The following is a 22,106-nucleotide window of genomic DNA, read 5'->3' as shown; positions in this document are numbered from 1 at the left end:
CCGGACGCCCCCTCCCCCCCCGGGGCAGTCCGTCACTGACGCGGGACCTCGATGCCCGCCGCGCGCAGGTGCCCTTCGATCAGCGTGTTCAGCCGTGCGACGGACGGTGCCTCGTCCTCCCGATGGTGATTGACCACGTCGTACCGGGAGGCCGCGTCGGGCCGGTGCCGTCGCACGGTCGGCATCGTCAGCAGCGCGCGGTCGGCCAGCAGGTTGGTGGCCACCGCGGAGGCCAGCTCCTCGATCCGCGGGTCGTCGGGGTCCCAGGACCTCGCCTCCCAGCCGCGCTTGGTCAGCTCGACGAACTCGGGGTCGCCGAGCCGGTGTTCGAGGTTGAGCAGGAAGAGGTCGAAGATCTCGGGAGCCAGCGCCCGCGACAGCACCAGGGCCTCCCGCTGGGTGGTGACGTAGTCGGGGCTGAAGCCGAGCTCGGCGAGTCGGTCCAGGACCGCGCAGGCCCGGTCGGGCAGCAGGGCGCGATCGCCGTGGGCGAGCCGGTGCAGGGTGTCGCGGCGGGCGGTCAGCTCCTCGATCTGTGCGGTGAGCCGGCGGCGGACGTCGTCCAGGGCGGTGGCGAACCGCTCGGGCTCGGCATCGAGCAGCTCGCTGATCTCGGCCAGCGGCACGCCCGCCCCCGCCAGGGCCCTGACCTGGACCAGGCGCAGCAGATCGGCTGACCCGTAGCGCCGGTAGCCGGAGTGGTCCCGTTCCGGTTCGGCGACCAGGCCGAGCCGGTGGTAGTGCCGCACCGTCTTGACGGTGATGTCGACGAAAGCCGCCGCCTGACCGATCGTGAGCCCGTCCGCCATGGGGCGAGCCTAGCGCTCATCTGTCGCCTTGACCTTGACCTTGGGTCAGGGTCCACGCTCATCTCACACCCGCCGACGCACGATGAGGGATCACAATGAGTGAGCAGAACACCGCCGCCGCGCAGGACCGCCCCGAGCTGCGGAAGGCCATGCAGGAGATCGTCGACGCCGGTTTCGCCGGCGTGCAGCTGCGCGTGAACGACGAACTCGGCGAGTGGGTCGGCAGCGCCGGGGTGACCGAGCTGGGCCGGACCGCGAAGCCGCCGACCGACGGGCACTTCCGGGTCGGCAGCGTCACCAAGACCTTCGTCGCGACCGTCGTCCTACAGCTGGTGGCCGAGGGCCGGCTCGGCCTTGAGGACCTGGTGGCCGACCACTTGCCCGAGTTCGGGCTCGACCGTCGGATCACGGTACGGATGCTCCTGCAGCACACCAGCGGGCTGTTCAACTTCACCGGCGAGTTCTCCAAGGACGGGTCGGTCGAGACCGGTGTGGTCGCCGGATGGGGCAAGGAGTGGGCGGACCTGCAGCGCGCGACCTACCGGCCGGAGGAGCTGGTGCGGGGGGCGCTGACGAAGCCGGCGCGGTTCGAGCCGGGGACGGCCTGGAGCTACTCCAACACCAACTACGTCCTCGCCAGGCTGCTGATCGAGCAGGTTACCGGCCGCTCGCTGCCCGAGGAGACGCACCGGCTGATCCTGGGCCCGCTTCGGCTGACGGGCACCCTGCTGCCGGAGACCGGCGAGGAGATCCCCGAGCCGCACGCCCACGGCTACTTCGGCTACGACGACGCCGGCCAGTGGAAGGTGGTCGACACCACCCGCTTCAACCCCTCCTGGATATCCGCCGCCGGCGACATGATCTCGACCAGCCGGGACCTCCACACGTTCTTCGCCGCACTGAACGGCGGCAGGCTCATCCCATCCGAGCTGCTGGCCGAAATGCGCGTCCCGGACCCCACGATGGGTTACGGACTGGGCGTGTTCGTGGAGGAACTGGACGGCGGCGGCACCCTCCTCCACCACAACGGAGGGTTCTGGGGCTGGGGCGCGCTGATGTACAGCACGCCCGACGGCACCAAGACCCTGACTGGCTCGCTGACCTCCGGGGACGCCGAAATGGACCTGCCCACCATGGCCGGGACGTTCGAGAAGGTGAAGCAGACACTGGTCAAGGCGGTGTTCGCCTAGGGGGCGTCCCCGGGTCGTGTCCGGAAGGTCTGGCCCGGTTCTGCGGGCGGACGCCCATACTTTCCGGACGCTCCCTAGCGGGATCACGGCCAGAGGGTCCGGAGCCAGAGCCGCTCCGCCTGCCGCACCAGTACTGTGGCTTCGCATGACCGCCGCTGAGATCGAGATCACCGCAGACCTGGTCCGCGACCTGCTGAAGGAGCAGCATCCAGACCTTGCAGGGCTCGCCATCCGCGAGGTGGCGGGCGGCTGGGGCAACCAAATGTGGCGCCTCGGGGACGAGTTGGCCGTGCGCATGCAGCGCATGGACCCCACTCCGGAGCTCCAGCTCAAGGAGCGGCGGTGGCTGCCCGTGCTGGCCCCACGTCTGCCGCTCCCGGTGCCGACCCCGGTGCGGTTCGGCGAACCGTCCGCGCGCTTCCCCAAGCACTGGACCGTGATGACGTGGGTTCCCGGCGAGCCGCTGGACTACTCCTCGATCAGCCGCGGCGATCACGCGGCCGACACCCTGGCGGGCTTCCTCAGGGCGCTCCACGTGGAGGCGCCCGCTGACGCGCCGATCAGTGAGGATCGCGGTGACCATCCCATGAAGTGCACGGAGGGCTTCGACCACTTCTTCCGCTCCGTCGTCCCCGACGACCTCGCCGACGATGTCCGGGCCGTCTGGGACGACGCCGTCGCGGCGCCCGAGTGGGAGGGGCCGCCGCTCTGGATGCATGGCGACCTGCATCCGGCGAATGTCGTCGTCTCGGACGGGATGCTCTCGGGCGTGATCGATTTCGGTGACATGTTCGCCGGCGATCCGGCGTGCGACCTCGCTGCCGCATGGGTCGTCCTTCCCGCAGGCGCCACCTCACGCTTCTTCGACGTATATGCGCAGGCGGACGCGGGGACGATCCGGCGCGCCCGCGGGCTGGCCGCCCTGAAGAGCTTGTTCCTCATGCTGATGGGCCAGGCCGGAGACCGGGGCCTTCCTGGCGGCAAGCCGACGTGGGGGCCCGCAGGCCGGGCAGCGCTCGATCGTGTTCTGAAGGGCGTTTGATGCGCGCTTCTTTGAACTTGTTTCTCGATCTTGGTTGAGGGCCATGCGGCAGCCCACCTTCGTGGGTTCATCGCTCACCACGCGTGGTGGGGATGCCGAGGTCCACTGCCGCATGCTGCCCGTGGCCCCCGATCGAGCTGGCGGAGTTTCTCCACGGCGCCGGCGAGGCTGACCTGGAGCCCTTCGACAGGCCGTTCATGGTGTTCAGAACGGGGCTTCGTCCCAGTCCGGGCGAGGCTGGAGCTGGAGGGTCGGCCACCGGCCGCCGTCGCCTTTGCAGTCCGGGCAGTCGGGCCGGGGTGTGGGAGAGAGGCGGATGGCGTGCCGGCAGACGGACAGCTGCCAGACGCCGGCCTTGAGCGCGAGGGCGGCGGCCGCGGCGAGGACCGCGGCGACGCCGACCGCGGCAGTGATGTAGCGGGTCTGAGTCCGCATCGAGGTGTCCCCCATGGGAAGTCGGAAGCCCGGTCCGGGCAGCTCACGGGCACCAGGGCCCGGACCGGACTGCTGGCCGGTCGGCCACCGCCGGCCCCGGGCGTGGGCTCGGGGCCGACAGAAGCCGGTCGGTCAGTTGCGCCGGCGGCGCGGGCCGGCGGAGGTGTTCTCGCGGCACGGGACGCTGCCCCGGCCGGACATGGTGTGCGGCCGGACGTCGAGGGAGTCATCGAGGGCGGCCTGGGTGGCGGTGCTCCCGGGGAGGACGACCGGCAGCCCCGCTGCTTCCCACGCCTCAAGGCCGCCCGCCACGCTGTAGACGGAGGTCCGGCCCGCGCGGATCGCCTGAACGCCGCCCTGCGCGCTGCGGTTGCCCGTGCGGCAGACGAAGGCCAGTGGGCCGTCAGGCAGATCCGGCAGCGACGCCGGCAATGTGCTGAGCGCGGCGTGGACGGCGCCGGCCGGGTGACGCGCTGCCCATTCATCGTCTTCACGGACATCGACCAGTGTGAGTTCCCCGTCCACGGAACGGCGACGCGCCTCGGCAGGAGACAGGACGGCGGGCATGCGACCGTCGCCGGAACTCTGGTCCTGCACGGGCAGGACCGTGCGGATCGCCTCGTAGTTCGAGGCATGGACGACGGCTATCTGCTGTCCCAGCATCGGGCAGACATTCATCGCCTCCTCCCAGTGGCGGGTGGACTCCCATTCCGCCACGTTGACGAGAGGGAATGTGCTCCCCGGAACGATCGTGCGGAACATGTACGTCCGGATGAAACCGGGCTGCGCCGCCATCACCTCCGCGGCGTACTGCCATGCGGCGAGATAGGCGGCTTCCTGCTCCTCATCGATCTCGATCGGAATGATCACGACGTGGCGATTTTCCATCTGCTGCTTCCTCAAGTATTTCGATTACCGACATGCCGCTTGAGTCGGAGGGATTCCCCACGAATGAGGGAACGCGACCGCGGCCTGGAGACAGCGGCTTTCGGTTGTGAGCCGGAACCGCCTGGACGCAGCCTGCACACACGTGTCCACAGGTGACGAATCTTCTTGCTGGATCAGCAAGGTGGCCGGTGCGGGCCCGGCCGTCAGCCGAGCGGCGGGCCATCGCCGCCGGCGGGAGACCGGCGCGTCTTGCCAATCCAGCATGAACCTTTGCCGCGTCCGTGGCGCCGTCGCACGCTGAGGGCATGAGCGAGTTCGAGTTGATGCAAGACGGTGAACAGACCTGGGACGTCGTGGTGGTCGGCGGTGGGACCGCCGGCCTGTCCGGGGCTTTGACGCTGGCCCGGGTGCGCCGGTCGGTTCTGGTGATCGACAAGGGTGAGCCCCGCAATGCTCCGGCTGCCGGCGCCCACGGAGTGCTCGGCCGCGAGGGCATCTCTCCCCTGGAACTGCTGCGGCTCGGGCGCGAGGAGGTCGCTTCGTACGGCGGTCGTATCGTGTCGGGTCAGGTCGCGCGGATCTCCCGGCACGCCGCGGGCTTCTGGGTCGTCACCGAGGGCGGGCAGCGCGTACACACGCGCAGAGTGCTGGTGACCACTGGTTTGGTCGATGCGCTGCCGGACGTGCCGGGGCTGGCCGAACGGTGGGGGCGGGACGTACTGCACTGCGTGTACTGCCATGGCTGGGAAGTCCGGGACACGGCCATCGGGGTGCTCGGCAACTTCCACCAGGCACTGTTGTTCCGTCAGATGTCCAAGGACGTCACGCTGTTCCTGCACACCGCAACGGAACTGACCGACGAACAGTGGGAACAGTTGACCGCTCTCGGTGTCGGCGTGGTCGACGGCGAGGCCACCGGGATCGAGGTCGACAGCCAGGACCAGCTGGCGGGTGTGCGGCTGGCGTCAGGAAGGGTGGTGCCGGTCCGGCAACTGGTGGTCGCCCCCCGGTTCCTCGCGCGCGCCGGTTTCCTGCGCGAGCTGGGCGTGACGATGCAGGAACACCCCATGGGCCTGGGGGAGCAGCTTCAGGTGGACGCCTCCGGGTTCACCGGAGTGCAAGGCGTGTGGGCCGCGGGGAACGTCAGCGATGTACTGGCCGGGGTTCCCGCCGCGGCAGCAGCCGGCACCACCGCTGCCGCCGCGATCCACATGGACTTGCTGAAGGCCGACGCGGAAGCCGCCGCCCGCGCGGCGAAGGACGGTGAAGTATTCAGCGGGGCGATGGAGGCCGAGGTTCGGCGGCGGGTGCAGGGCAGCCGTGCACACCGACCGGGCTCCCTCCCCGGCGGTAACTGAGCCCCTACCGCGACCGGGTCAGGTGGCGCGGACCCGGAGGTGGGCCCGTTCTCCCTGGCGTCCGAGCAGGATGAGAAGTTCAACGGCCTGGTCGCCGTCGGCGCCAATCCAGTGCGGCACGTGCGTGTCGAACTCCGCGGCCTCGCCCGGCTTGAGGCTCAGGCTCTGCTCGCCCAGCAGCAGCCTGAGCCGGCCGGCGAGCACATAGAGCCACTCAAAACCGTCGTGCGTCTGCAGCTCCGGCTCACCCTGGGACGTGGGTGAAATGAGAAGTTTATAAGCTTGGGCGCCACCAGGATTGCTCAGCGGCACCAACGTCATGCCTCCCCGGGTCACCGGGCGCAGGTGAATGCGCGGGTCTCCCGTACGGGGCGCGCCCACGAGATGGTCGAGGGGCACCGCGTACACCTCGGCGAGTGGCAGCAGCAGCTCCAAAGTCGGCTTGCGACTGCCGCCCTCCAGACGAGACAGCGTGCTCTCGCTGATTCCGGTCCGCTGGCCAAGCTCGGCCAGCGTGATCCCCCGCCGGCGACGCAGCTCCCGCAGACGGGGCCCGACCGCATCCAGAACGTCCTTCTTCGCGCTGTTCACACCCTGATACTGCCCGAAACGGCATGGCCCCTTCCAATGCGAGTTCGAGCAGCAACTGAGCAGTCCGCGACGGTGACGTCCGGCGAGCGGCTCGCCCCAGAGGTGCTGGCGCAGGCATGGGAGATCGCCAAGGTCTGCGCGGTGTTCCTCGCGGTGGGGACCACCCTTCAGGTGCAGCCGGCAGCGACCGCCGCGGACCACGGCGCGCGGCTCGTGGTGGTGAACGTCGAGCCGACGCCGTACGACGACCGGGCCGACGAGACCGTTCGCGAGCCGATCGGTAGCCGCGCCTCGCCATCCGCGTCTCCTTCCCCTCCTCCCCCTTTCCTCCTCCGCTTACCGGCTCATCGCCGGACACCCCCTAGCGGTCGGCCGCGGGCCCCCGCCAGTCCTCGTGGCGGACACGCGCCAGATCACGCAGTCCGCCGACCGTCCCCCACTCGTTCTTTCCCAACCGTGCGAGCGGCCGGAGTTTCTCGATTTCGGGGTGGCCGTCGACGAGTACGTCCTCCGAGATCACCGCGTGCACCACGCGCCCGAATACGACACTGCCGTCACCGATCCGCACCGTACTGTGCAGTTCGCACTCCAGCGCCACCGGCGAGGCGGCAACGCGCGGCGGCTTCACCCGCAGGCTCGGCTCGGACTCGATCCCGACCGCCTCGAACTCGCTCACCCCGCGCGGAAAATCCGTAGCCGTGTCATTGATCTGCTCAAAGAGCTCCTCCGGCGTGAAGTTGACGACAAATTCACCGGTGGCTTCGATGTTCCGGAGCGTGTCCTTGCGCCCGACGGAGCTGAACATCACCACGGGCGGCGCGACGCTGGCGATGCTGAAGAAGGAATGCGGGGCCAGGTTGCTGGAATCGTTGTCCGGGTTGATCGTCGACACCCAGGCGATCGGTCGCGGCACGACCGTCGCGGTCAACAGCTTGTAGAAGTCGTTACGGGGCATCTCGGCAGGATCGAAGTCAACTCGCATAGCGATCAGTATCCCCCCGCGGAGCCGGGGATTCCACGAGGATCCAGAGCACCGCCGAGGTGCGGCACTCAGCGGAAAGCGCGTGGTACCGGACCCATCGAGCACCGGTAGCCGACACCGCGCCGGCCGCCGCCCTGCCCACCACCCGGGAGGGGGGCCGCGCCGGACCGGCCCTGCTCTGTGGCTGGATCAGTCGTCCAGCACTGCCAGGGCGTCGATCTCGACGAGCAGTCCCGGCGGGAGTTGCACGGAGACGGTGGTGCGGGCGGGGAGGACCCCGCCGAGGGCCGCACCGTACGCCTCGTTCGGCTCGGGCAGGTGGGCGGGGTCGGTGAGGCAGACGCGGAGCATGACGACGTCTTCCAGGCCGGCGCCGGCCGCCTTGAGGCCCGCGGTGACGTCGCGCAGGGTCTGTGCGGTCTGCTCGGCGGGGGTGAGCAGGCGAAACCCGTGCGGGCGTCAGCTCCAGACCTGTCGTTCCTGACTGCGGGGGTCGTCGACCTGGGACCACTCCGCGTCGATGTGCATCGTGGCCCGGCGTTCGGTGTCGTACGGGTCCCAGCCGGGGTCGCCGGTGGTGGCGAACCGGATCCAGGTCTCGTGCAGGCGGGCCGCGAGATCCGCCGGGGGCTTGTCGGGGCCGAGCAGGGCGGCGGGACCGAGCAGCTCCGGCAGGTGCGTGAGATCGAAGACGAAGGGCAGCTCGACCGCGTGCGTGGCACCCAGCTCTCCGTCCAGGGCGGGCGAGCGCCAGGCGAACTCGTAGGCGAAGGTCGCGGACCCGGGGTGCGCGGCGTGGGCGGCGGCCAGGGCCCGGCTGCCCGCGCCGAACAGCGCGTCGCCCATGATGGCCGAGCGCAGTTCGCCGTAGGACGCCCCGGGACGTGTGGTGCGGTACGTCTCGACGAGCCGCGCCGGGTTCGGGTGCGAGCGCGCCGCCGTGTCGTGCACGTCCTCGGCGGTCGAGGAGGCGTACTTGTCCACGGGGACCAGGTAGAGGAGCCCCTCTTCGGTGTTGGTCCCGACGAGCAGGTCTACGCCGGAGCTGTGTCCGGCGGCGACGGATACGGCGGGCTGGGTGTCCAGGACCAGGCTGAAGGGGCTGAGGCCGAGCAGCGGGTCGTGGTGGGTGGCGGTCCGCAGGTCGATGCCCGCGAGCTGGGAGGCGGCATCCACAAGGCGCTCATCGGGGATCTCCGCGAAGGCGTCCACCTGCGGCTTGACGCCCAGGGCCTCGGCGGCTGCGGCGGTGACGCGAGCTGCCTGCTCGGTGGTGAACGCGCCCAGCCCGCTGCCGCTCTGCACGATCGCCCGGCGGAGAAGTCCCGCGGCCTCCGCGGTGGCCAGGACGCCGCCGACGACGGTGGCCCCGGCCGACTGGCCGAAGAGCGTGACGTTGTCCGGGTCGCCGCCGAACGCGGCGATGTTCTCCCGCACCCAGCGCAGCGCGGCGACGACGTCGAGCAGTCCGCGGTTGGCGGGGGCCCCGGGGAGGTGGAGGAATCCGGGGATCCCGAGCCGGTAGTTGAGCGTGACGAGGACGACGCCGTCACGGGCGAAGGCGGAGCCGTCGTACAGCGCGGACCGCGTCGAACCGGCGACGAAGCCGCCGCCGTGGACGAACACCATCACGGGCAGGCCGCCCTGCGCGGCGGCGGGCGTCCAGACGTTGACGGTGAGGTAGTCCTCGCCGCGGCTCCAGCCGGTGCCGAAGTAGGGAGCCATGTCGATGCGGCCGAGCGTGCGCTCGGACTGCGGTGCGGTGGGGCCGGGCACGGTGGCGTCCCGTACGCCGTCCCACGGCTCGTGCGGCTGCGCCGGCGCGAATCGGCCGGCGGCGCGGGGCGGGGCGGCGTAGGGGATGTTCAGGAAGGCGGCGGTTCCGTTGTGCTGGCGCAGGCCGCGGACGGCTCCCTGCGCGGTGGTCACGACGGGTTGGGGGTAGTGACTCATCTCTGGTGCCTTTCCGCGCGCTTCAGCCCTGCTCGGGGTACGGGGCGAAGGGCGCCCAGCCCTTGATGGCGAAGGTGCTCCCCTCCCGTACGACTTCGGTGGCGCCGTGGCCGCCCAGGTGGGCGGGGATGACGAGGGCGTTGTTGTCGGCGGCCCAGCCGAGCACCTTGCGGCGGGTGGCGCGGGCTTCGGCGGGGTCCTCGCAGAAGCAGCTGTTGGCGTCCGGTTCGAGGATCTGCACCGGGCTGTGCAGCAGGTCGCCGACGAACACCGCGCGGTCCGCCCCGGAGGTGAGGGTCAGGACGGAGGAGCCGGGGGTGTGCCCGGGAGCGGGGTCCAGGCGCAGGTTCGCGTCGATCCGGTGGCTGTGCTCCCACAGTTGCGTGCGGCCGGCCTGGTGGACCGGGGCCACGCTGTCCTCGAAGACGTTCTGGTTGCCGCGGCCGAGCAGCGGCTGGTGCCCGTTCTCCGGATTCCAGAAGTCGAAGTCGTCCTTGGGCATCAGGTAGGTGGCGTTCGGGAAGGTGGGCACCCACTGCCGCCCGTCCAGGTAGGTGTTCCAGCCGACGTGGTCGATGTGGAGGTGCGTGTTGATGACGATGTCCACGTCCTCGGGCTGGACGCCGGCTCGGGCGAGGTTGGCGAGGAAGTCCGTTTCGAGGTGGCTCCACACCGGGGCGTAGGGACGCTCCTTGTGGTTGCCCACGCCGGTGTCGACGAGGATCGTCGTGCCCTCGCTGCGCAACAGCCAGGTCTGGATCGCGGAATTCACGATGTTGGTCTCGGCATTCAGAAAATGCGGCGCGAGCCAGTCGGTACCGGCTTCCCAGATTTCCTTGGAGCTTTCCGGGAAGAAAGCGTCCGGTGCCATATCGACGGGGCCGAAATATTCCCACACCCGGGTGAGAGAGACATTGCCGAGGATGATCTGTTCCATGGAATACCCTTGAAATTCGTAGGATTTGGTCAACCGTACGAGCGGCGCCGGCCGGCGCGGTATCCGTCACATGACTGCATCTGCGCGCCGGGCCCTGAGCGGGCGGGCGCAGGGCGGGCGCCGCTGCTACGCCGTGCGCGGACTCGGGACGGACAGCCGCCAGGCGCCCGGGAGGTCACGCGACATCCGGCGCATCTCGACACAGCCGTCGTCGAGTCGCAGGGTTCCGTGCACCGCGCGTTCGCTCGGGTCGTTCGCCCGCTCAAGAGCAGCCTGGCGGGCCTGCCCGGGATCGGCCATGCCGTCGACCACGGAGAAGTGGTGTACGAGCCGACCGCACGACGTACGGAGCCCGAGTCCGACCAGCCACGAGCATCCGGTCACCACGACAGCGCCTTCCGTGCGAGAGGGACGGCCTGCGCGCTCCCCGTTCGTGAGGGCAGGACGCCACCGGCGGCGCCCGGCCGTGCCTGCCCGTCGGCCGGGAAAGGCACAGCCGTGCCCGCTGCCCGATTCTGTGGCCGGACGGACGGCCGGGGGTATGCGGCACGTGACTGCATGATCCTGAGCAGCTTCGAGTCCGCTGCGCTTCCGGGCGGCCCGGAGTCCGCTCCCGCCGCGGGCGCTGCCCGGTTCTCCCCCGCTAGTATCTGGGGTATTTCAATTCCCTGGGGCATGCGTGGAAAATGATGGATGGGTCCGTGGGGGCCAGCGCTCGACGCGCCATTCCGGTCTGCCGCTGGTGGGCCGAGAGAGCGAGACGGCGGAAATCATCCGGCATGTCGGCGCTGGTCGGTCCCGCAGTGACGTGTTGGTCGTCACGGGTGACCCCGGTGCCGGAAAGAGCACGCTGCTCGACATCGCGGCCGATCACGCACACGGGGCGGGCGGCCGAGTGCTGCGAGCGGTGGGGAGCGAGTCCGAGGCGCACCTCGGATTCGCCGGTCTTCATCAGGTGCTCCGCCCGGTGCTCGGTGCGGCGGAGGGCCTGCCGTCGCGGCAGCGCGCCGCGCTCCGTGCCGTCCTGGGACTCGACGAGTGTGCCGAGGCTCCCGACGCGATGGTGGTCGGCCTGGCGGTTCTGACCTTGTTGTCGGACCTGGCGGAAACGGCACCGCTGCTGGTGGTGGTCGACGACGCGCAGTGGATCGACCGCGGATCACTGGACGTTCTCTCCTTCGTGGCGCGACGCATGGACAGCGAGCCGGTGACGCTGTTGCTCGGAGTCCGCACCGCGGCCGCGCTACCCGGCTTCGACAAGGGGTACGAGCGCCTCGCACTCGGCCCGCTGGACGGCGAGGCGGCCAACCGGCTGCTCGACCGGCAGCCCGCGCCGCCCACCGGCCGGACCCGCCTGCGGATCCTTGAGGAAGCGGCCGGCAACCCGCTGGCTCTGGTGGAACTCGCCCACGCCACCGCGGTCCGGCCCCCCGAGGGCAGTCACGTGGAGGGCCCGCTGCCGGTCACCGACCGGCTGGAGCGGATCTTCGCGGGGCACGCGGCGGACCTGCCGGAACCGACCCGCCGCATCCTGCTGCTCCTCGCGGCCGCCGACGCGGCGGACGCGCAGGCAGCCGCCATGGGACTCCCGCAGGCGGACGACGAGGCATGGGAACCCGCGGATCGAGCCGGTCTCGTACGCCAGGACGGAGCCGGGATCTCCTTCCGTCACCCGCTCGTCCGCTCAGCCGTCTACCACGCCGCGCCGCTCAAGGAACGCCGCAGGGCGCACCTCGCGCTCGCGGAGTTGCTGCGCGAGGAGCCCGACCGCCGCGCCTGGCACCTCGCCGCCGCGACGGTGCGCCCTGACCAGGACGTGGCGGCCGCCTTGCAGCGGACGGCCGACCGGGCCCGGCGCCGAGGAGGCTTTGCGGCCGCTGCCGCGGCCCTGGAGCGCGCCGCGGAGCTCAGCCCGCGGCGCGAGGACCGGGCGCGCCTGCTGACCGAAGCCGCTGCCGGTGCCGTCTTCACCGGTCAACTCGGCTGGGTGGAACACCTGGCCGCCGCGGTCCGCGCGTGCACCGACGACCCGTCGCTCCTGGGCGAAGCCGCGCTGGCCACCGGCCGGCTCATGTCCCTGGGCCCCCACCACACAGCGGCCTTCGCCCTGCTCATGCGGGTCGCGGACACGGCGGCGGGGGCCCGGTCGCCCCTCGTACTCGACGCACTGGCCGCAGCGGCGGTGGTCCGTTACTACTCGGGCGAGGAGTCCCAGCAGCGACAGATCCAGAGCCTGCTCTCCCGCGTACCCGACGATGCCGCCGGTACGGCGCTGCGCGCCTGGGTGCTGGCCGTCTCCGACCCCAGCGGCGCGGGAGCGTCCCTCGCTCCGGTGCTGCCGGAGCTCATCGCCGAGGCCAAGGGCGACGCCCGGCGCCTGACCGCGCTGGCCATCGTCGCCTGGCTGCTCGACCGGACCACGCTCGCCGCCGAGACCTTCGACGAGGCGTTCGACCAGTGGCAGGTCCACGGCCCGGTCCCGGACGGGCTGGCGTGCGCGGCCGGCTGGACCCGCCTGGATCAGGGCCGATGGTCCGAGGCCCGCTCGGTGGCGGCCGACATCGCGGCCATGGCCGCGGCGGCCGGACTCGACCACGCCGAGGCGTGTGCTTGGGCACTCGACGCCACGGTGGTCGGCCTGCTCGGCGACCCGGCCGCCGCGCGCCGGCTCGCCGAGCGAGCCCTGGCCCTCGTCGACCCGTTGGAGAGCCGCTCGGTGGCGGTCTTCGCGCGCCGGGCCCTGGGACTGGCGGCCGTGGCCGAGGGCGACTACGACACCGCATACGCACAGTTCCGCTCCGCGTTCACCGACGACGGCGATCCGGTCCACTACCACGCCTCCTACACCGTCCTGGCCGACCTCGCGGCCGCGGCCGTCCGCCGAGGTCGGCAGGAGCACGCCTCGGAGTTGCTGGAGCGGGCGGCGCGACGGCTCGGTACCGGCGTGTCGGCACGGGTGGCCGCCCTGATCGACCGGGGCCGCGCCCTGCTGGCGGATCCCGAGCACGCGGAGCCGTTCTTCCAGGCGGCGCTCGCACGGCCCGCGGGTGAGCAGTGGCCGTTCGAACGGGCCCAGACCCGGCTCGACTACGGGGAATGGCTCCGCCGCCGGCGCCGTATCGCCCAGGCACGTCCCCTGCTCAGCGCCGCCCTGGAAACCTTCCAGCGGCTGGGCGCCCGGCCGTGGATCGAGCGGGCACAGGCGGAACTGCGCGCCGCCGGCATCGAGGCGACCATCGCCGCACCCAGCGCCTTCACCGAACTCAGCCCCCAGCAGCAGCAGATCGTCCAGCTGGCCGCCCGGGGCCTGACGAACCGCGAGATCGGGGAGAAACTGTTCCTCTCACCGCGCACCGTCGGCTCCCACCTCTACCGGGTCTTCCCCAAGCTGGGCGTCACCGCCCGCTCGCAACTCCGCGACGTACTCGAAGGCAGCCTGTCGGGTACCGGCGTCCAGAGCTGACCGCCGAATCCGCTTCGGGTACACGCTGACGGGCCCCGGACGAACACGCAGGCCATCCCGTGCGGGCAGCGGTTCTGACGTACAGGGCGGCGCGGTGACCGGAGAAGGTGCAACCGTCCTCGTCCGCCGGCCGGCGGCGCGGCACAGGGCGCCCCGGGACCCCGCCGTAGCCCGCGTCGGGCCGGTAGTCGGCGTCAGCCTCCGGTTCCGCGTCGGTGGCCGCGCCCCAGGAGGGGTCGCACAGGCCGGGGTTGTTCGCGAGGAACGCGCTGACCCCGACCCGCCACGTGGGGACCGGACTCATCCGGAGCCTGGGCCAGACGACGGCTTCGGAGGGAGCGAAGGTGTGGGTGGCGGCCTGCTCGATGTCGTCCCAGGCGGTGGCGGCCTCGGCGGACCACTCCAGATCGCCGGGTGGGCGCCCCCGTTCCACCGCCGGCCTCGGTCGTGGAGGGTGCGGCGGGCGGCGGTTCGGTGGTGGCCAGGGGCGTCAGAGGAGGGTGACGTTGACGGCGTACCGGGTCATGCCCAGGCGCCGTGCCACGGCCAGGGAGGCGAGGTTGTCGTGTTCGGTGCTGTACAGCGGCCTGGCGCCCCGGGCGCGCACCAGACGGGCCCAGCGGGTCACCAGAGCCGGAGCCAGACCGCGCCCTCGGTGGCTCGGCAGGGTTTCCGTGCCCGCCTCGTAAGCCGCGCCGCTGTCGCGGGCCGCACAGCAGACAGCGACCGGCCGTTCCCCGTCGAACGCCGCGACGGCCGGCTGCCGTTCGGCGATCGAGTCGGCCAGCTCGGGGAACGTGTCACGGAAGACGGGCGCCGTCGACGGGCCGCAGTCCCGCAGGGTCATGCCCGGCACCGCCGGCTCCCCGGCGGAGTCGGGCACGACGAAGGCCGGGCCCACGAAGGTCCGCGTCACCGGGCCGTGCCGCGCCAGCAGCCGCACCACCTCTGCCGGTGGGCCGACGATCCGGGACAGGACGGCCGGTGGCTGGTCCGCCGCCCATCGACGCAGCTCGTCGTCGAGGTCCGCCGGCACCGCGCTGCTGGACCACGCCTCCACGCCCCAGGCCGTGTACGACAGGAAGCACCGGGGCGGTGCGGGCCGTCCGACGTCGTTGATCGCGGTGAGCCTGCCGCCGCGGATCACGAACAGCGTCCGTGCCTGGAGCCGTGCGAGGTTCTCCGCCGGGTCGAGGGCAGTGGTCATCGCAGCGACCCGCCCCGGATCCGGCCGAGCAGTGCGGCGAGCACCGCCCGCGTCTCGTCATCCCCCAGGTGGGCGAGGCTGCCGGAACCGGCGCCGTCCGTGGGGACGGCGGCCGGGCGGTCGGACACCGTCCGCAGTTGTGCGGCGAAGCTCCCGGACGTGTCCCCCTCGGCAAAGACCGGGCGGCGGGTGGAGAGCCGGCCCACAGCGCGGGCCGCACCGGGCCGGCCCGGCAGGCCGCGGCGACCGTGTCCGGCCTGCGCGGCCGGGGTGTCCTCAGGGGCGCGGGCGGTCATGTGCGGTCCTTCATGTCGGCCTCGGTGAGGGTGAAATGGAGGAGGCCGGCCACCGCCTCGGGCAGCGTCCGGGGCGCGTCGACATGCAGCGTACGCAGTCCCTGGCGTGCGGCCTCGGCCAGCACGTCCGGGTTGTCGTCCAGCAGGACGGCGTTGTCGAGGGGGCGACCGCACCGGCGGGCGACGGCCTCGAAGAACTCCCTGGTGGGCTTGACCTCGCCGACCCGCCACGACGAGGCGACGACGTCGAAGCGTCCGAGGTGCCCGTACCGGTCGTCCTTGACCCGGTCCCAGTGGGCGGCCTCGTTGTTCGTCAGCACCAGCTGCACGTCCGGACGGTGCCGCCGGATGGCGTCGATCGCCGTGAACGCTCCGGGGTGGGCGGCCACGCAGTCGCCGTACAGGTCGTCCAGCCACCGGGCGTCCGGCGCGGCATCGGCCCCGGCCGCGGCGAGGGCCTCGCGCAGGACGTCGTGGACATGGGCGCGCCCGGTCTCGTACGCGGCGTCGCGGGCGTCGATCTCGTTCCGCAGCCGGTCGGTGTCGGCACCGTGGTGCGACGCCAGGCGGTCCAGGAAGTCCGTCTCCTCGGTGACGTTGTTGAAGAGCACGCCGCCGGCGTCCATCAGGATCGTGTCGGCCATACCGTCTCCACGTGCTCCCGCATCCACTCAAGATTGGCCGCCAGGCCCTTGACCAGGTCGTACTCGGCACGCCAGCCGGTGGCCCGGGTGAGCTTCGCGGGGTCGGCCTGGAGCTTGCGGACCTCGCCGGCGCGGGCCGGGCCGTGCACGAGGTCGCTGCGGGAACCGGTCAGTTCCACGATGGCGCGGGCCACGTCGAGGACGCGGTGGTCCGTGCCCGTGCCGATGTTGTACGCCTCGCCCGCGGCCGGCAGCTCCGCCAGCGCCAGGAACCCCGCGACGGTGTCCGTCACGAAGGTGAGGTCCCGCGTCTGCTCGCCGCTGCCGTTGATGGTGATCGGCTCTCCCCGCAGCGCCTTGGCCAGGAAGAGCGGCACCGCGTCGTAGACATGGCGGGGCCCGTAGCAGTTGAACGGCCGGACGATGGTGAGCGGCAGCCCGTAGGTGTGGTGCCAGGACCAGGCCAGTCGGTCGCAGGCCGCCTTGGACGCCGCGTAGGGCGTGGCCGGCTCCAGCGGGTGCCCCTCGGTGATCGCCTCCTGCTGGCTGCCGTAGACCTCGCTCGAACTCGTCACCACAAGGTGTGCGGGCTGCCGTGCCTGGGCGGCCTGTAGGACGTTGAGCGTGGACATCACATTGGTGCGCACCACGTCGGCCGGCTGGTCCAGCGACGCCGGTACGTAGGCGTCCGCGGCCAGGTGGAACCAGGTGTCGGCCTCCACCCGGCTGAGCACGTCGACCGCCGAGGGTCCCGCGAGATCGACGTGCACGACCCGCTCCAGGGCGTCGACGGCCGCGGCGGGCAGGTTGCGCAGCCGGTTCGTCACCTGCCCGGCCGAGACGCGCCGGACGACCGCGGTGACCCTGGCCCCGCGGCTCACCAGCGTTTCGGTGAGGTGGGAACCGATGAATCCGTCGGCTCCCGTGACGAGCACCGGGCGTCCCGCCCAGTGCGTGGTCGTGGGTGACATCACGAGGGTGCCTTTCAGCGGTGGGAGGGGGCTTCGGACCGGGCGGATACGCGTTCCAGCGCACGCCGCAGGCCGTCCGACAGGAAGTCGACCTCGGACGGGGAGGAGTTGAGCGGCGGAGCGACGATGACTCCCTCGCCCGTGCCATCGGGGTGGAAACCGTTGAAGGGGTACAGCAGCAGGCGTTCGTCGCGGGCGGCCTTCAGGACGGCGGTCTGCGTGCCGGGCGCCAGCTCCACGGCGTGGAAGTAGCCCACCCCACGGGTCTCCCTCACCACGGGCAGTCCCTCCACCGCCCGTACGGCGGCGGTGACGTCCCCGCCCCGCAGCCGGGTGGAGTCCAGCGCCCCGATCTCCGCGAGCACGTCCAGTACCGCGAGCCCCGCCACGGCTTGGAGGGGCGTCGCCGACATGGTGCCCATCAGCGGCAACGGCCGTCCGGAGGTGCGCAGTTCGGCCACCCCGGCAGGGTTCACCAGCACGGCCGACAGCGGGACGTAGCCGGCGGACAGGCCCTTGGAGAGCACCACGATGTCCGCCGCGGCGTCGGCGCAGTGGTCCGAGCCGAGCGGCCGGCCGGTCCGGCCCAGGCCGGTGAGGACCTCGTCGTGGATGACCAGTACGCCGAGGTCGTGGCAGGCCCGGCGCAGCTCCGCCAGGTAGCCGGGGGGTGGCACGTAGGCGCCGCCCGTCGTGCCGTTGACCGGTTCGATGAGCACGGCCGCGACGGAGCCGGCGCCCAGCCGGTCGACGGCCTCGGCCACCGAGTCCGCGCAGCTCGCCCGGCACCGTTCGTGGGGGCAGTTGGCGTGCTGCCCCGGGTAGGGCGGGTCGAAGGCCGGCGCCAGGCCCAGGGCGTCGTCCGGGTGCGGGCGTCGGCGGCGGTGCCCCGAGAGTCCCAGGGTCAGCGCGCTGTTGCCGTGGTAGCCGAGCCGGGCGGTGAGGATGCGGTGCCTGCCGTCGTGGCCGCGCCGGCGCTGGATGAGCCGGGCGTAGGAGATGGCCAGCTCCACCGCGGAGGTTCCGGAGCAGGAGAGGCTGACCCCGTCCCCCGGTCTGTTGACGGCTTCGGTCAGCCGTACGGCCAGCTCCTCCTGCACCGACGGGAGCAGGGCCCCGGGGGTGGCGAACGTGGCGGTGCGGGCCTGGCGTGCGAGGCATTCGACCACGTGCGGATGGGCGTGGCCGATGTTGACGCACACCAGTCCGCTGGCGGCGTCCAGCAGGCGGTCGCCGTCGGCGGTGTGGATCCACGCCCCCGCCGCGTGGCTGTAGTCGATCGGGGGCAGTGGCTGACGCGTCGACAGCAGGACCGAGTCACTCATGTCGTGAGCCTTTCGCAGGGGCGCGACTAGATCAGTTCGTGCCAGGCCAGACCGGCCGTGCCGCCGCACAGGCGCAGTGCCTGGCAGGCGAACAGGGAGCTCCAGCAGTTGCGGTGCGGTTCCGCGGCCTGGGGCCAGTAGAGGACCGCTGCCGTGCCGTCCGCTGTGTACATGCTGGCGGCCAGCGTCGAGACCGCCGCGTCGAACCCGTCGGGCCGCAGGTCCAGCAGTCCGGCCAGGCGGATCGCCTGGGCCAGCACGTCGGACTGCATCCGGTCGGAGGCGGGGCCGCCCGTGCGGTGGGCGTAGGTGGGGAAGCCGCCCTGGGCGAGCTGCTGCCGCCACACCCACTCGGTGATCCGGACCGCGCGTTCCCGGGCCTCGGGACGGCGGCGCGCGGTGTCCCAGACCCACAGGCCCTCGGCGGCGTAGCACGCGGCGTGCAGGCTGATCAGTTCGCTGCCCGGGCAGGTCACGACGGGTGCTCCGGCGGTCGGGCGGGGCTCGGCGAGCAGGGCGTCCACCAGCCTCCCGGCGGCCGCGTCGGCTCCCCTGACGCCCGCGTCGTCCGCGCTCACCAGTGCCTGGAGCAGTTTGAGCAGGTGGGCGCTGCCGGAGTTCGACCACGTCGGCTCGGCCGTGGGCGGTCGTTTCCCGGACGCCAGGGGGTGGGGGTGCCCGGTGGGCGGCAGGTGGTCGAGCAGGAACCGTGCCGCGGCGCGTCCCGCGGCGAGGAGCCGTTGGTCGTCGACGCGTCGGCCGTAGGACAGCAGACCGTGGGTGATCATGCCGATGTCGAAGAGGAAGACCGCGCCGTCACCGTGGTCGGGGCGGCACGAGTAGTCTCCGCCGTCGAGGCGGTCGGCGAGCCACGAGGCCGCGGCGTCCGCCCGTTGCCGGTCGGACGCGTTCAGCGTCTCGTGCGCGAAGAAGGTCAGGATGTACCCGGTGATCTCCGGATACGGGTAGGAGAGACGTCCGTCGGGTGCCTGCCATCCGCAGTAGGCGCCGTCAGGCCGCTGGGTTGCGCCGCCTCGGAGCCAGGCGGACAGTGCCTGCGCCAGGTGGCCCGCGCGTTCGGGGCGGACCGGCGCGGCCTGGTGGGCCAGGGCATGGTGTGTGCTCATATCCCGCTCTTCGGTCGTGGGGTCGGCTGGCTGGTGCGCTGCGCCGGGGCCGGTCACCGCCGGGCACACGCCGCTTCGTAGGCGCGTTCGTGCCCGGCGGCGACGGCCGCGGACGAGAAGCGGCGCACCGCTTCGGCGTGTGCCGCCGTCACGAGGTCTGCCGGGTCCGAGGTGACGACGCGCTCCATGCACCGGGCCAGTGCCCCGACATCGCGCGCCGGGTACAGGAATCCGGTGCGCCCGTGGTCGATGACCTCGTCGTGGCCCTCGATGTCCGAGGTGATCACGGGACGCCGGCCGGCCATCCCCTCCACGAGGGCGATGCCGAACCCCTCGTGGGAGGAGGGCAGGACCACCGCGTCGGCCCCGGAGAACAGCGTCGGCATGTCGTGCCAGGAGAGCCCCTCTTCCCAGATCACCCGCTCCGCGACTCCGAGTTCGCCCGCCAGGGCGCGCAGCTTGTCGGCGTAGGAGTCGAGCGTGCGCGCGGTCGGGGTGGTCAGGACCAGGCGGGTCCGCGGATGCCGGGCGGCCAGCCGGGCCAGCGCCGCCACCGCGTCCTCGATGCACTTGCGGGGTACGGGCCGCGCGGGGACCAGGAAGACCGTCTCGTCCTCGGCGACGCCGTGGCGGGTGCGCCAGCGGGCCCGGGCGGCGGCGTCCTCGCGGAAGCGGTCGAGGTCGGTGCCGAACTCCACGACGTGGATGTCCCGGTCCGCGAAGCCGGCGTCCAGGGCCCAGCGCCGGTATGCCTGGGAACCGCACACCATCACGTCGGCCCGGAGGTTGTCGACGAGCCCGCGTTGCAGGGACCGCTCCAGCGGATAGTCGCCCCAGAGGTCGAAGACCCGCTGCCCCGGCATGTGCGTCTCGAACAGCGAGACGGCGAGCCTGGCGCGGACCGCCGGCCGCAGCCAGCTGGTCAGGAGCGCCGGCACGTAGTTGAAGACATGGATGACATCAGCGTCGCTGGTGGCGAACACGGAGTGCAGGCCCGCCACCGCCGCCTTGGCGTCCAGGCGCTGGCAGGCGTCCATCAGCCCGGTGAGTTCGCGCAGGCGCACCGCCCCCTCACGGTAGAAGCGGCGCTCCGGACCGTCGGGGACGGCCTCGGTGGCCACCGTCACCTCGTGGCCACGGGCCACCAGCCCCTCCGCCAGCTGGTGGAGGTGTGTCTCGCCGCCACCGACGATCGGGGGATACTTCTCCGCCACGAGCAGGATCTTCATGACAGCGCCTCCAGGGCTCCGCGCAGCGCCTTGAGGGCCGCGGCGTGGTCGGTGCGGGGCGGGCAGCCCAGGAGCAGCCCGCGCTCGGCCAGCGTGCGCGTGTGGACGTACGGCTCGTGGAGAACGGTGGGCACGCCGTCGAAGCAGGGCTGGTGGGCCTGGGAGGCGCCGAGGAACCCGCGGGGGTCGATGCCGTGCTCCAGCAGTACCTCGACGGCGCGGGTGAGCGGCAGGCCGTCCGGCAGGAGGGCCGGCACCGCGAACGGGGAGGCGCCCGGCGCGACCGGATCGCCCAGCACGGTCCAGCCGAACTCGCGGAGCACCGCGGAGAGGCCGGCGGCCAACTCCCGTCGCTGCTGGGCAAGTTCCCTGTGGCGCGTGAGCTGCACCCGGCCGAACGCGGCCTGGAAATCGGTGATTTTGGCGTTGTAGCCCAGCCTGAGGTGGATGTACCGCTCCTCCGGAGCCAGGGGGCGGTCGCCGACCGGGTGAGCGAAGCGTCCGAGACGGTAGTCCGGGTTCCGGCCGAAGGCACGCAGGCTGCGCAGGACAGCATCGATCTCCGCGGAGTGCCCGGCCGCCACGCCGCCCTCCCCCATGGTGAGGTGATGGCCGGCGTAGAAGCTGAAGGTCGCCACGTCGGCGGCGGCGCCCACCGGGGTTGTTCCGTCGGCGGCCCCCAACGACTCGCAGCAGTCCTCGATGACGAAGACACCGTGGCGGCGCTTGATCCCGGCGAGGCGGTCCATCGGCAGCGCCTGGCCGAGGGTGTGCGGCAGCAGAACGCCGCGTGCGCCGTGTTCGACGACGGCCTGCTCGACCAGGTCGAGGTCGGTGTTGACGTCGTCGGCGGCCACGTCGACGAACACCGGGACCAGGCCGAGTTGGGCGACCGGACTGACCGCGCTGACGAAGGTCGCGCCGGACACCACGACCCGGTCCCCCGGCCGGGCCCGGCCGAGTTCGAGCATGGCCGCGACGGCCAGGAGGTTCGCGGTGCTGCCGGACGTCACCGCGCGTGCGTGTGCGAAGCCGAAAGACTCAGCGAATTCGGTCTCGAATTCCCTGGTGATGGCCCCCGTGGCCAAGTCCCCGGACCCCAGGGCGGCTACGACGGCCGCCACCTCGCGTTCGTCATAGACAGGGCGGCCGAACGAAAGGAGTGAATCTCCTCCGGCAGCCGGAACGATGTGCATGGCATGGTTCACACGGGCCCCCGATCTCCCTTTTCCGAGATTGTTCACGCACCCACGGAAACGGGGTGCGTGTCGGACAGTCATGACAGACCTGAGAAAGAACGTGCCGTTCGTCAATCGCTCACCGGCGGATATCGACTCGGGTATCCCAGCCGGGCTGCGCCGCACGCTAGCACAGCGGGCAGAGCGTCGCGCAAGGGCCAACGATCGGGGTTTTGACGGTTCGTTGACCGAACACCGGGTGTGTGTGAAGCTAACCAGATCCCGACCTGCCGGCCCTTACCGGACAAGGCATGCGCATGCCGGTGCGGTTATGGGCCGTATCACTCGGCCATTCACCCGCTCGGCACCCCATCGGCAAAGAGGAATCAGCCGGTTGACGGGAAATTCCAGGGAATCCTTTGCAGGTCACTTCAGGCCGAAAGTCTCAGCGAACTGTAAGCCGACTTCCCGTTCAGCATTG

The 22,106-nt window shown here is 71.7% G+C and carries 20 protein-coding genes and 2 pseudogenes; 5 read left to right on the top strand and 17 right to left on the bottom strand.

Annotated elements, in window-relative coordinates; all coding sequences use genetic code 11:
• Nucleotides 1-32: 32 nt before the first annotated feature.
• Complete coding sequence (locus MUU72_RS15645; RefSeq protein WP_248013857.1) at nucleotides 33-809, bottom strand: MerR family transcriptional regulator; 777 nt, start codon at nucleotides 807-809, stop codon at nucleotides 33-35.
• A 95-nt stretch (nucleotides 810-904) separates the two neighbouring features.
• On the opposite strand from MUU72_RS15645, the gene MUU72_RS15640 reads away from it, so the two are divergent.
• Both MUU72_RS15640 and MUU72_RS15635 read left to right on the top strand, forming a co-directional pair.
• Nucleotides 905-1,999, top strand: coding sequence for a serine hydrolase domain-containing protein (locus tag MUU72_RS15640; protein WP_248013856.1), 1,095 nt, complete (start codon nucleotides 905-907; stop codon nucleotides 1,997-1,999).
• Between the two features lie 145 nt (nucleotides 2,000-2,144).
• Nucleotides 2,145-3,041, top strand: coding sequence for an aminoglycoside phosphotransferase family protein (locus MUU72_RS15635; RefSeq protein ID WP_248013855.1), 897 nt, complete (start codon nucleotides 2,145-2,147; stop codon nucleotides 3,039-3,041).
• A gap of 204 nt (nucleotides 3,042-3,245) precedes the next feature.
• On the opposite strand, the gene MUU72_RS15630 is transcribed toward MUU72_RS15635, so the two are convergent.
• Nucleotides 3,246-3,476 carry a hypothetical protein gene (locus tag MUU72_RS15630; RefSeq protein ID WP_248013854.1) on the bottom strand — a complete coding sequence of 77 codons (231 nt, stop codon included), beginning with the start codon at nucleotides 3,474-3,476 and terminating at the stop codon, nucleotides 3,246-3,248.
• A gap of 132 nt (nucleotides 3,477-3,608) precedes the next feature.
• Nucleotides 3,609-4,364: a rhodanese-like domain-containing protein gene (locus MUU72_RS15625; protein ID WP_248013853.1), complete on the bottom strand. Its 756-nt coding sequence runs from the start codon at nucleotides 4,362-4,364 to the stop codon at nucleotides 3,609-3,611.
• Nucleotides 4,365-4,669: 305 nt separating this feature from the next.
• Between MUU72_RS15625 and MUU72_RS15620 the strand changes: the two genes are divergently transcribed.
• The gene (locus MUU72_RS15620) at nucleotides 4,670-5,722 is read left to right on the top strand and encodes an NAD(P)/FAD-dependent oxidoreductase (protein ID WP_248013852.1); all 1,053 of its coding nucleotides are present in this window, start codon (nucleotides 4,670-4,672) and stop codon (nucleotides 5,720-5,722) included.
• Between the two features lie 18 nt (nucleotides 5,723-5,740).
• Here the strand turns inward: MUU72_RS15620 and MUU72_RS15615 are convergent, their stop codons facing one another.
• The gene (locus tag MUU72_RS15615) at nucleotides 5,741-6,313 is read right to left on the bottom strand and encodes a helix-turn-helix domain-containing protein (protein ID WP_248013851.1); all 573 of its coding nucleotides are present in this window, start codon (nucleotides 6,311-6,313) and stop codon (nucleotides 5,741-5,743) included.
• Nucleotides 6,314-6,373: 60 nt separating this feature from the next.
• Here MUU72_RS15615 and MUU72_RS15610 point away from each other — a divergent pair.
• Nucleotides 6,374-6,598: pseudogene (locus tag MUU72_RS15610) on the top strand (NAD-dependent deacetylase); the annotation flags it as partial.
• 76 nt (nucleotides 6,599-6,674) lie between these two features.
• On the opposite strand, the gene MUU72_RS15605 reads toward MUU72_RS15610, so the two are convergent.
• The 5 genes and pseudogenes from MUU72_RS15605 to MUU72_RS15585 all read right to left on the bottom strand — a co-directional run bounded on the left by MUU72_RS15605 (nucleotide 6,675) and on the right by MUU72_RS15585 (nucleotide 10,569).
• On the bottom strand, nucleotides 6,675-7,295 hold the full coding sequence (locus MUU72_RS15605) for a flavin reductase family protein (RefSeq protein ID WP_248013850.1): 621 nt from the start codon (nucleotides 7,293-7,295) through the stop codon (nucleotides 6,675-6,677).
• A 189-nt stretch (nucleotides 7,296-7,484) separates the two neighbouring features.
• Nucleotides 7,485-7,730 (bottom strand): annotated as a pseudogene (locus MUU72_RS15600) (RidA family protein); the annotation flags it as partial.
• Nucleotides 7,731-7,754: 24 nt separating this feature from the next.
• On the bottom strand, nucleotides 7,755-9,248 hold the full coding sequence (locus MUU72_RS15595; RefSeq protein WP_248013849.1) for a carboxylesterase/lipase family protein: 1,494 nt from the start codon (nucleotides 9,246-9,248) through the stop codon (nucleotides 7,755-7,757).
• A gap of 22 nt (nucleotides 9,249-9,270) precedes the next feature.
• A complete protein-coding gene (locus MUU72_RS15590) occupies nucleotides 9,271-10,185 on the bottom strand; it encodes an MBL fold metallo-hydrolase (protein WP_248013848.1) in 915 nt (304 codons plus the stop codon).
• A gap of 126 nt (nucleotides 10,186-10,311) precedes the next feature.
• Nucleotides 10,312-10,569 (bottom strand): hypothetical protein, encoded by a 258-nt coding sequence (locus MUU72_RS15585; protein WP_248013847.1) that lies wholly within the window; start codon nucleotides 10,567-10,569, stop codon nucleotides 10,312-10,314.
• 295 nt (nucleotides 10,570-10,864) lie between these two features.
• On the opposite strand from MUU72_RS15585, the gene MUU72_RS15580 reads away from it, so the two are divergent.
• Complete coding sequence (locus MUU72_RS15580; RefSeq protein WP_248013846.1) at nucleotides 10,865-13,648, top strand: helix-turn-helix transcriptional regulator; 2,784 nt, start codon at nucleotides 10,865-10,867, stop codon at nucleotides 13,646-13,648.
• A gap of 490 nt (nucleotides 13,649-14,138) precedes the next feature.
• Here MUU72_RS15580 and MUU72_RS15575 read toward each other — a convergent pair whose 3' ends face one another.
• From MUU72_RS15575 to MUU72_RS15540, 8 genes are read right to left on the bottom strand one after another with little or no spacing between them, the layout of a single operon-like run.
• Nucleotides 14,139-14,855 (bottom strand): GNAT family N-acetyltransferase, encoded by a 717-nt coding sequence (locus MUU72_RS15575; protein ID WP_248013845.1) that lies wholly within the window; start codon nucleotides 14,853-14,855, stop codon nucleotides 14,139-14,141.
• Complete coding sequence (locus tag MUU72_RS15570) at nucleotides 14,852-15,151, bottom strand: hypothetical protein (protein ID WP_248013844.1); 300 nt, start codon at nucleotides 15,149-15,151, stop codon at nucleotides 14,852-14,854. The genes MUU72_RS15575 and MUU72_RS15570 overlap by 4 nt, the downstream gene beginning before the upstream one ends.
• Entirely contained in the window at nucleotides 15,148-15,795 is a 648-nt protein-coding gene (locus tag MUU72_RS15565; protein ID WP_248013843.1) for an HAD family hydrolase, read from the bottom strand. The genes MUU72_RS15570 and MUU72_RS15565 overlap by 4 nt, the downstream gene beginning before the upstream one ends.
• The gene (locus MUU72_RS15560; RefSeq protein WP_248013842.1) at nucleotides 15,777-16,766 is read right to left on the bottom strand and encodes a dTDP-glucose 4,6-dehydratase; all 990 of its coding nucleotides are present in this window, start codon (nucleotides 16,764-16,766) and stop codon (nucleotides 15,777-15,779) included. Before MUU72_RS15560 ends, MUU72_RS15565 begins: the two co-directional genes overlap by 19 nt.
• A 14-nt stretch (nucleotides 16,767-16,780) precedes the next feature.
• Nucleotides 16,781-18,091 (bottom strand): aminotransferase class III-fold pyridoxal phosphate-dependent enzyme, encoded by a 1,311-nt coding sequence (locus MUU72_RS15555; RefSeq protein ID WP_248013841.1) that lies wholly within the window; start codon nucleotides 18,089-18,091, stop codon nucleotides 16,781-16,783.
• Nucleotides 18,092-18,117: 26 nt separating this feature from the next.
• The gene (locus MUU72_RS15550) at nucleotides 18,118-19,218 is read right to left on the bottom strand and encodes a hypothetical protein (protein ID WP_248013840.1); all 1,101 of its coding nucleotides are present in this window, start codon (nucleotides 19,216-19,218) and stop codon (nucleotides 18,118-18,120) included.
• A gap of 53 nt (nucleotides 19,219-19,271) precedes the next feature.
• A complete protein-coding gene (locus MUU72_RS15545) occupies nucleotides 19,272-20,447 on the bottom strand; it encodes a glycosyltransferase family 4 protein (protein ID WP_248013839.1) in 1,176 nt (391 codons plus the stop codon).
• A complete protein-coding gene (locus MUU72_RS15540; protein ID WP_248013876.1) occupies nucleotides 20,444-21,643 on the bottom strand; it encodes a DegT/DnrJ/EryC1/StrS family aminotransferase in 1,200 nt (399 codons plus the stop codon). Before MUU72_RS15540 ends, MUU72_RS15545 begins: the two co-directional genes overlap by 4 nt.
• Nucleotides 21,644-22,106: the final 463 nt, after the last annotated feature.

Source organism: Streptomyces rhizoryzae (assembly GCF_023155275.1).
GTDB lineage: Bacteria > Actinomycetota > Actinomycetes > Streptomycetales > Streptomycetaceae > Streptomyces > Streptomyces rhizoryzae.
The sequence above is the reverse complement of the archived record's forward strand: the minus strand, read 5'-3'. Positions and strand labels throughout refer to the sequence as shown.

What these genes read in the sequence shown, in the direction of transcription:
- MUU72_RS15645 (WP_248013857.1), bottom strand. Translation starts at nt 809, where the DNA reads ATGGCGGACGGGCTCACGATCGGTCAGGCGGCGGCTTTCGTCGACATC.
- MUU72_RS15640 (WP_248013856.1), top strand. Translation starts at nt 905, where the DNA reads ATGAGTGAGCAGAACACCGCCGCCGCGCAGGACCGCCCCGAGCTGCGG.
- MUU72_RS15635 (WP_248013855.1), top strand. Translation starts at nt 2,145, where the DNA reads ATGACCGCCGCTGAGATCGAGATCACCGCAGACCTGGTCCGCGACCTG.
- MUU72_RS15630 (WP_248013854.1), bottom strand. Translation starts at nt 3,476, where the DNA reads ATGCGGACTCAGACCCGCTACATCACTGCCGCGGTCGGCGTCGCCGCG.
- MUU72_RS15625 (WP_248013853.1), bottom strand. Translation starts at nt 4,364, where the DNA reads ATGGAAAATCGCCACGTCGTGATCATTCCGATCGAGATCGATGAGGAG.
- MUU72_RS15620 (WP_248013852.1), top strand. Translation starts at nt 4,670, where the DNA reads ATGAGCGAGTTCGAGTTGATGCAAGACGGTGAACAGACCTGGGACGTC.
- MUU72_RS15605 (WP_248013850.1), bottom strand. Translation starts at nt 7,295, where the DNA reads ATGCGAGTTGACTTCGATCCTGCCGAGATGCCCCGTAACGACTTCTAC.
- MUU72_RS15595 (WP_248013849.1), bottom strand. Translation starts at nt 9,248, where the DNA reads ATGAGTCACTACCCCCAACCCGTCGTGACCACCGCGCAGGGAGCCGTC.
- MUU72_RS15590 (WP_248013848.1), bottom strand. Translation starts at nt 10,185, where the DNA reads ATGGAACAGATCATCCTCGGCAATGTCTCTCTCACCCGGGTGTGGGAA.
- MUU72_RS15575 (WP_248013845.1), bottom strand. Translation starts at nt 14,855, where the DNA reads ATGACCACTGCCCTCGACCCGGCGGAGAACCTCGCACGGCTCCAGGCA.
- MUU72_RS15570 (WP_248013844.1), bottom strand. Translation starts at nt 15,151, where the DNA reads ATGACCGCCCGCGCCCCTGAGGACACCCCGGCCGCGCAGGCCGGACAC.
- MUU72_RS15565 (WP_248013843.1), bottom strand. Translation starts at nt 15,795, where the DNA reads ATGGCCGACACGATCCTGATGGACGCCGGCGGCGTGCTCTTCAACAAC.
- MUU72_RS15560 (WP_248013842.1), bottom strand. Translation starts at nt 16,766, where the DNA reads ATGTCACCCACGACCACGCACTGGGCGGGACGCCCGGTGCTCGTCACG.
- MUU72_RS15555 (WP_248013841.1), bottom strand. Translation starts at nt 18,091, where the DNA reads ATGAGTGACTCGGTCCTGCTGTCGACGCGTCAGCCACTGCCCCCGATC.
- MUU72_RS15550 (WP_248013840.1), bottom strand. Translation starts at nt 19,218, where the DNA reads ATGAGCACACACCATGCCCTGGCCCACCAGGCCGCGCCGGTCCGCCCC.
- MUU72_RS15545 (WP_248013839.1), bottom strand. Translation starts at nt 20,447, where the DNA reads ATGAAGATCCTGCTCGTGGCGGAGAAGTATCCCCCGATCGTCGGTGGC.
- MUU72_RS15540 (WP_248013876.1), bottom strand. Translation starts at nt 21,643, where the DNA reads ATGCACATCGTTCCGGCTGCCGGAGGAGATTCACTCCTTTCGTTCGGC.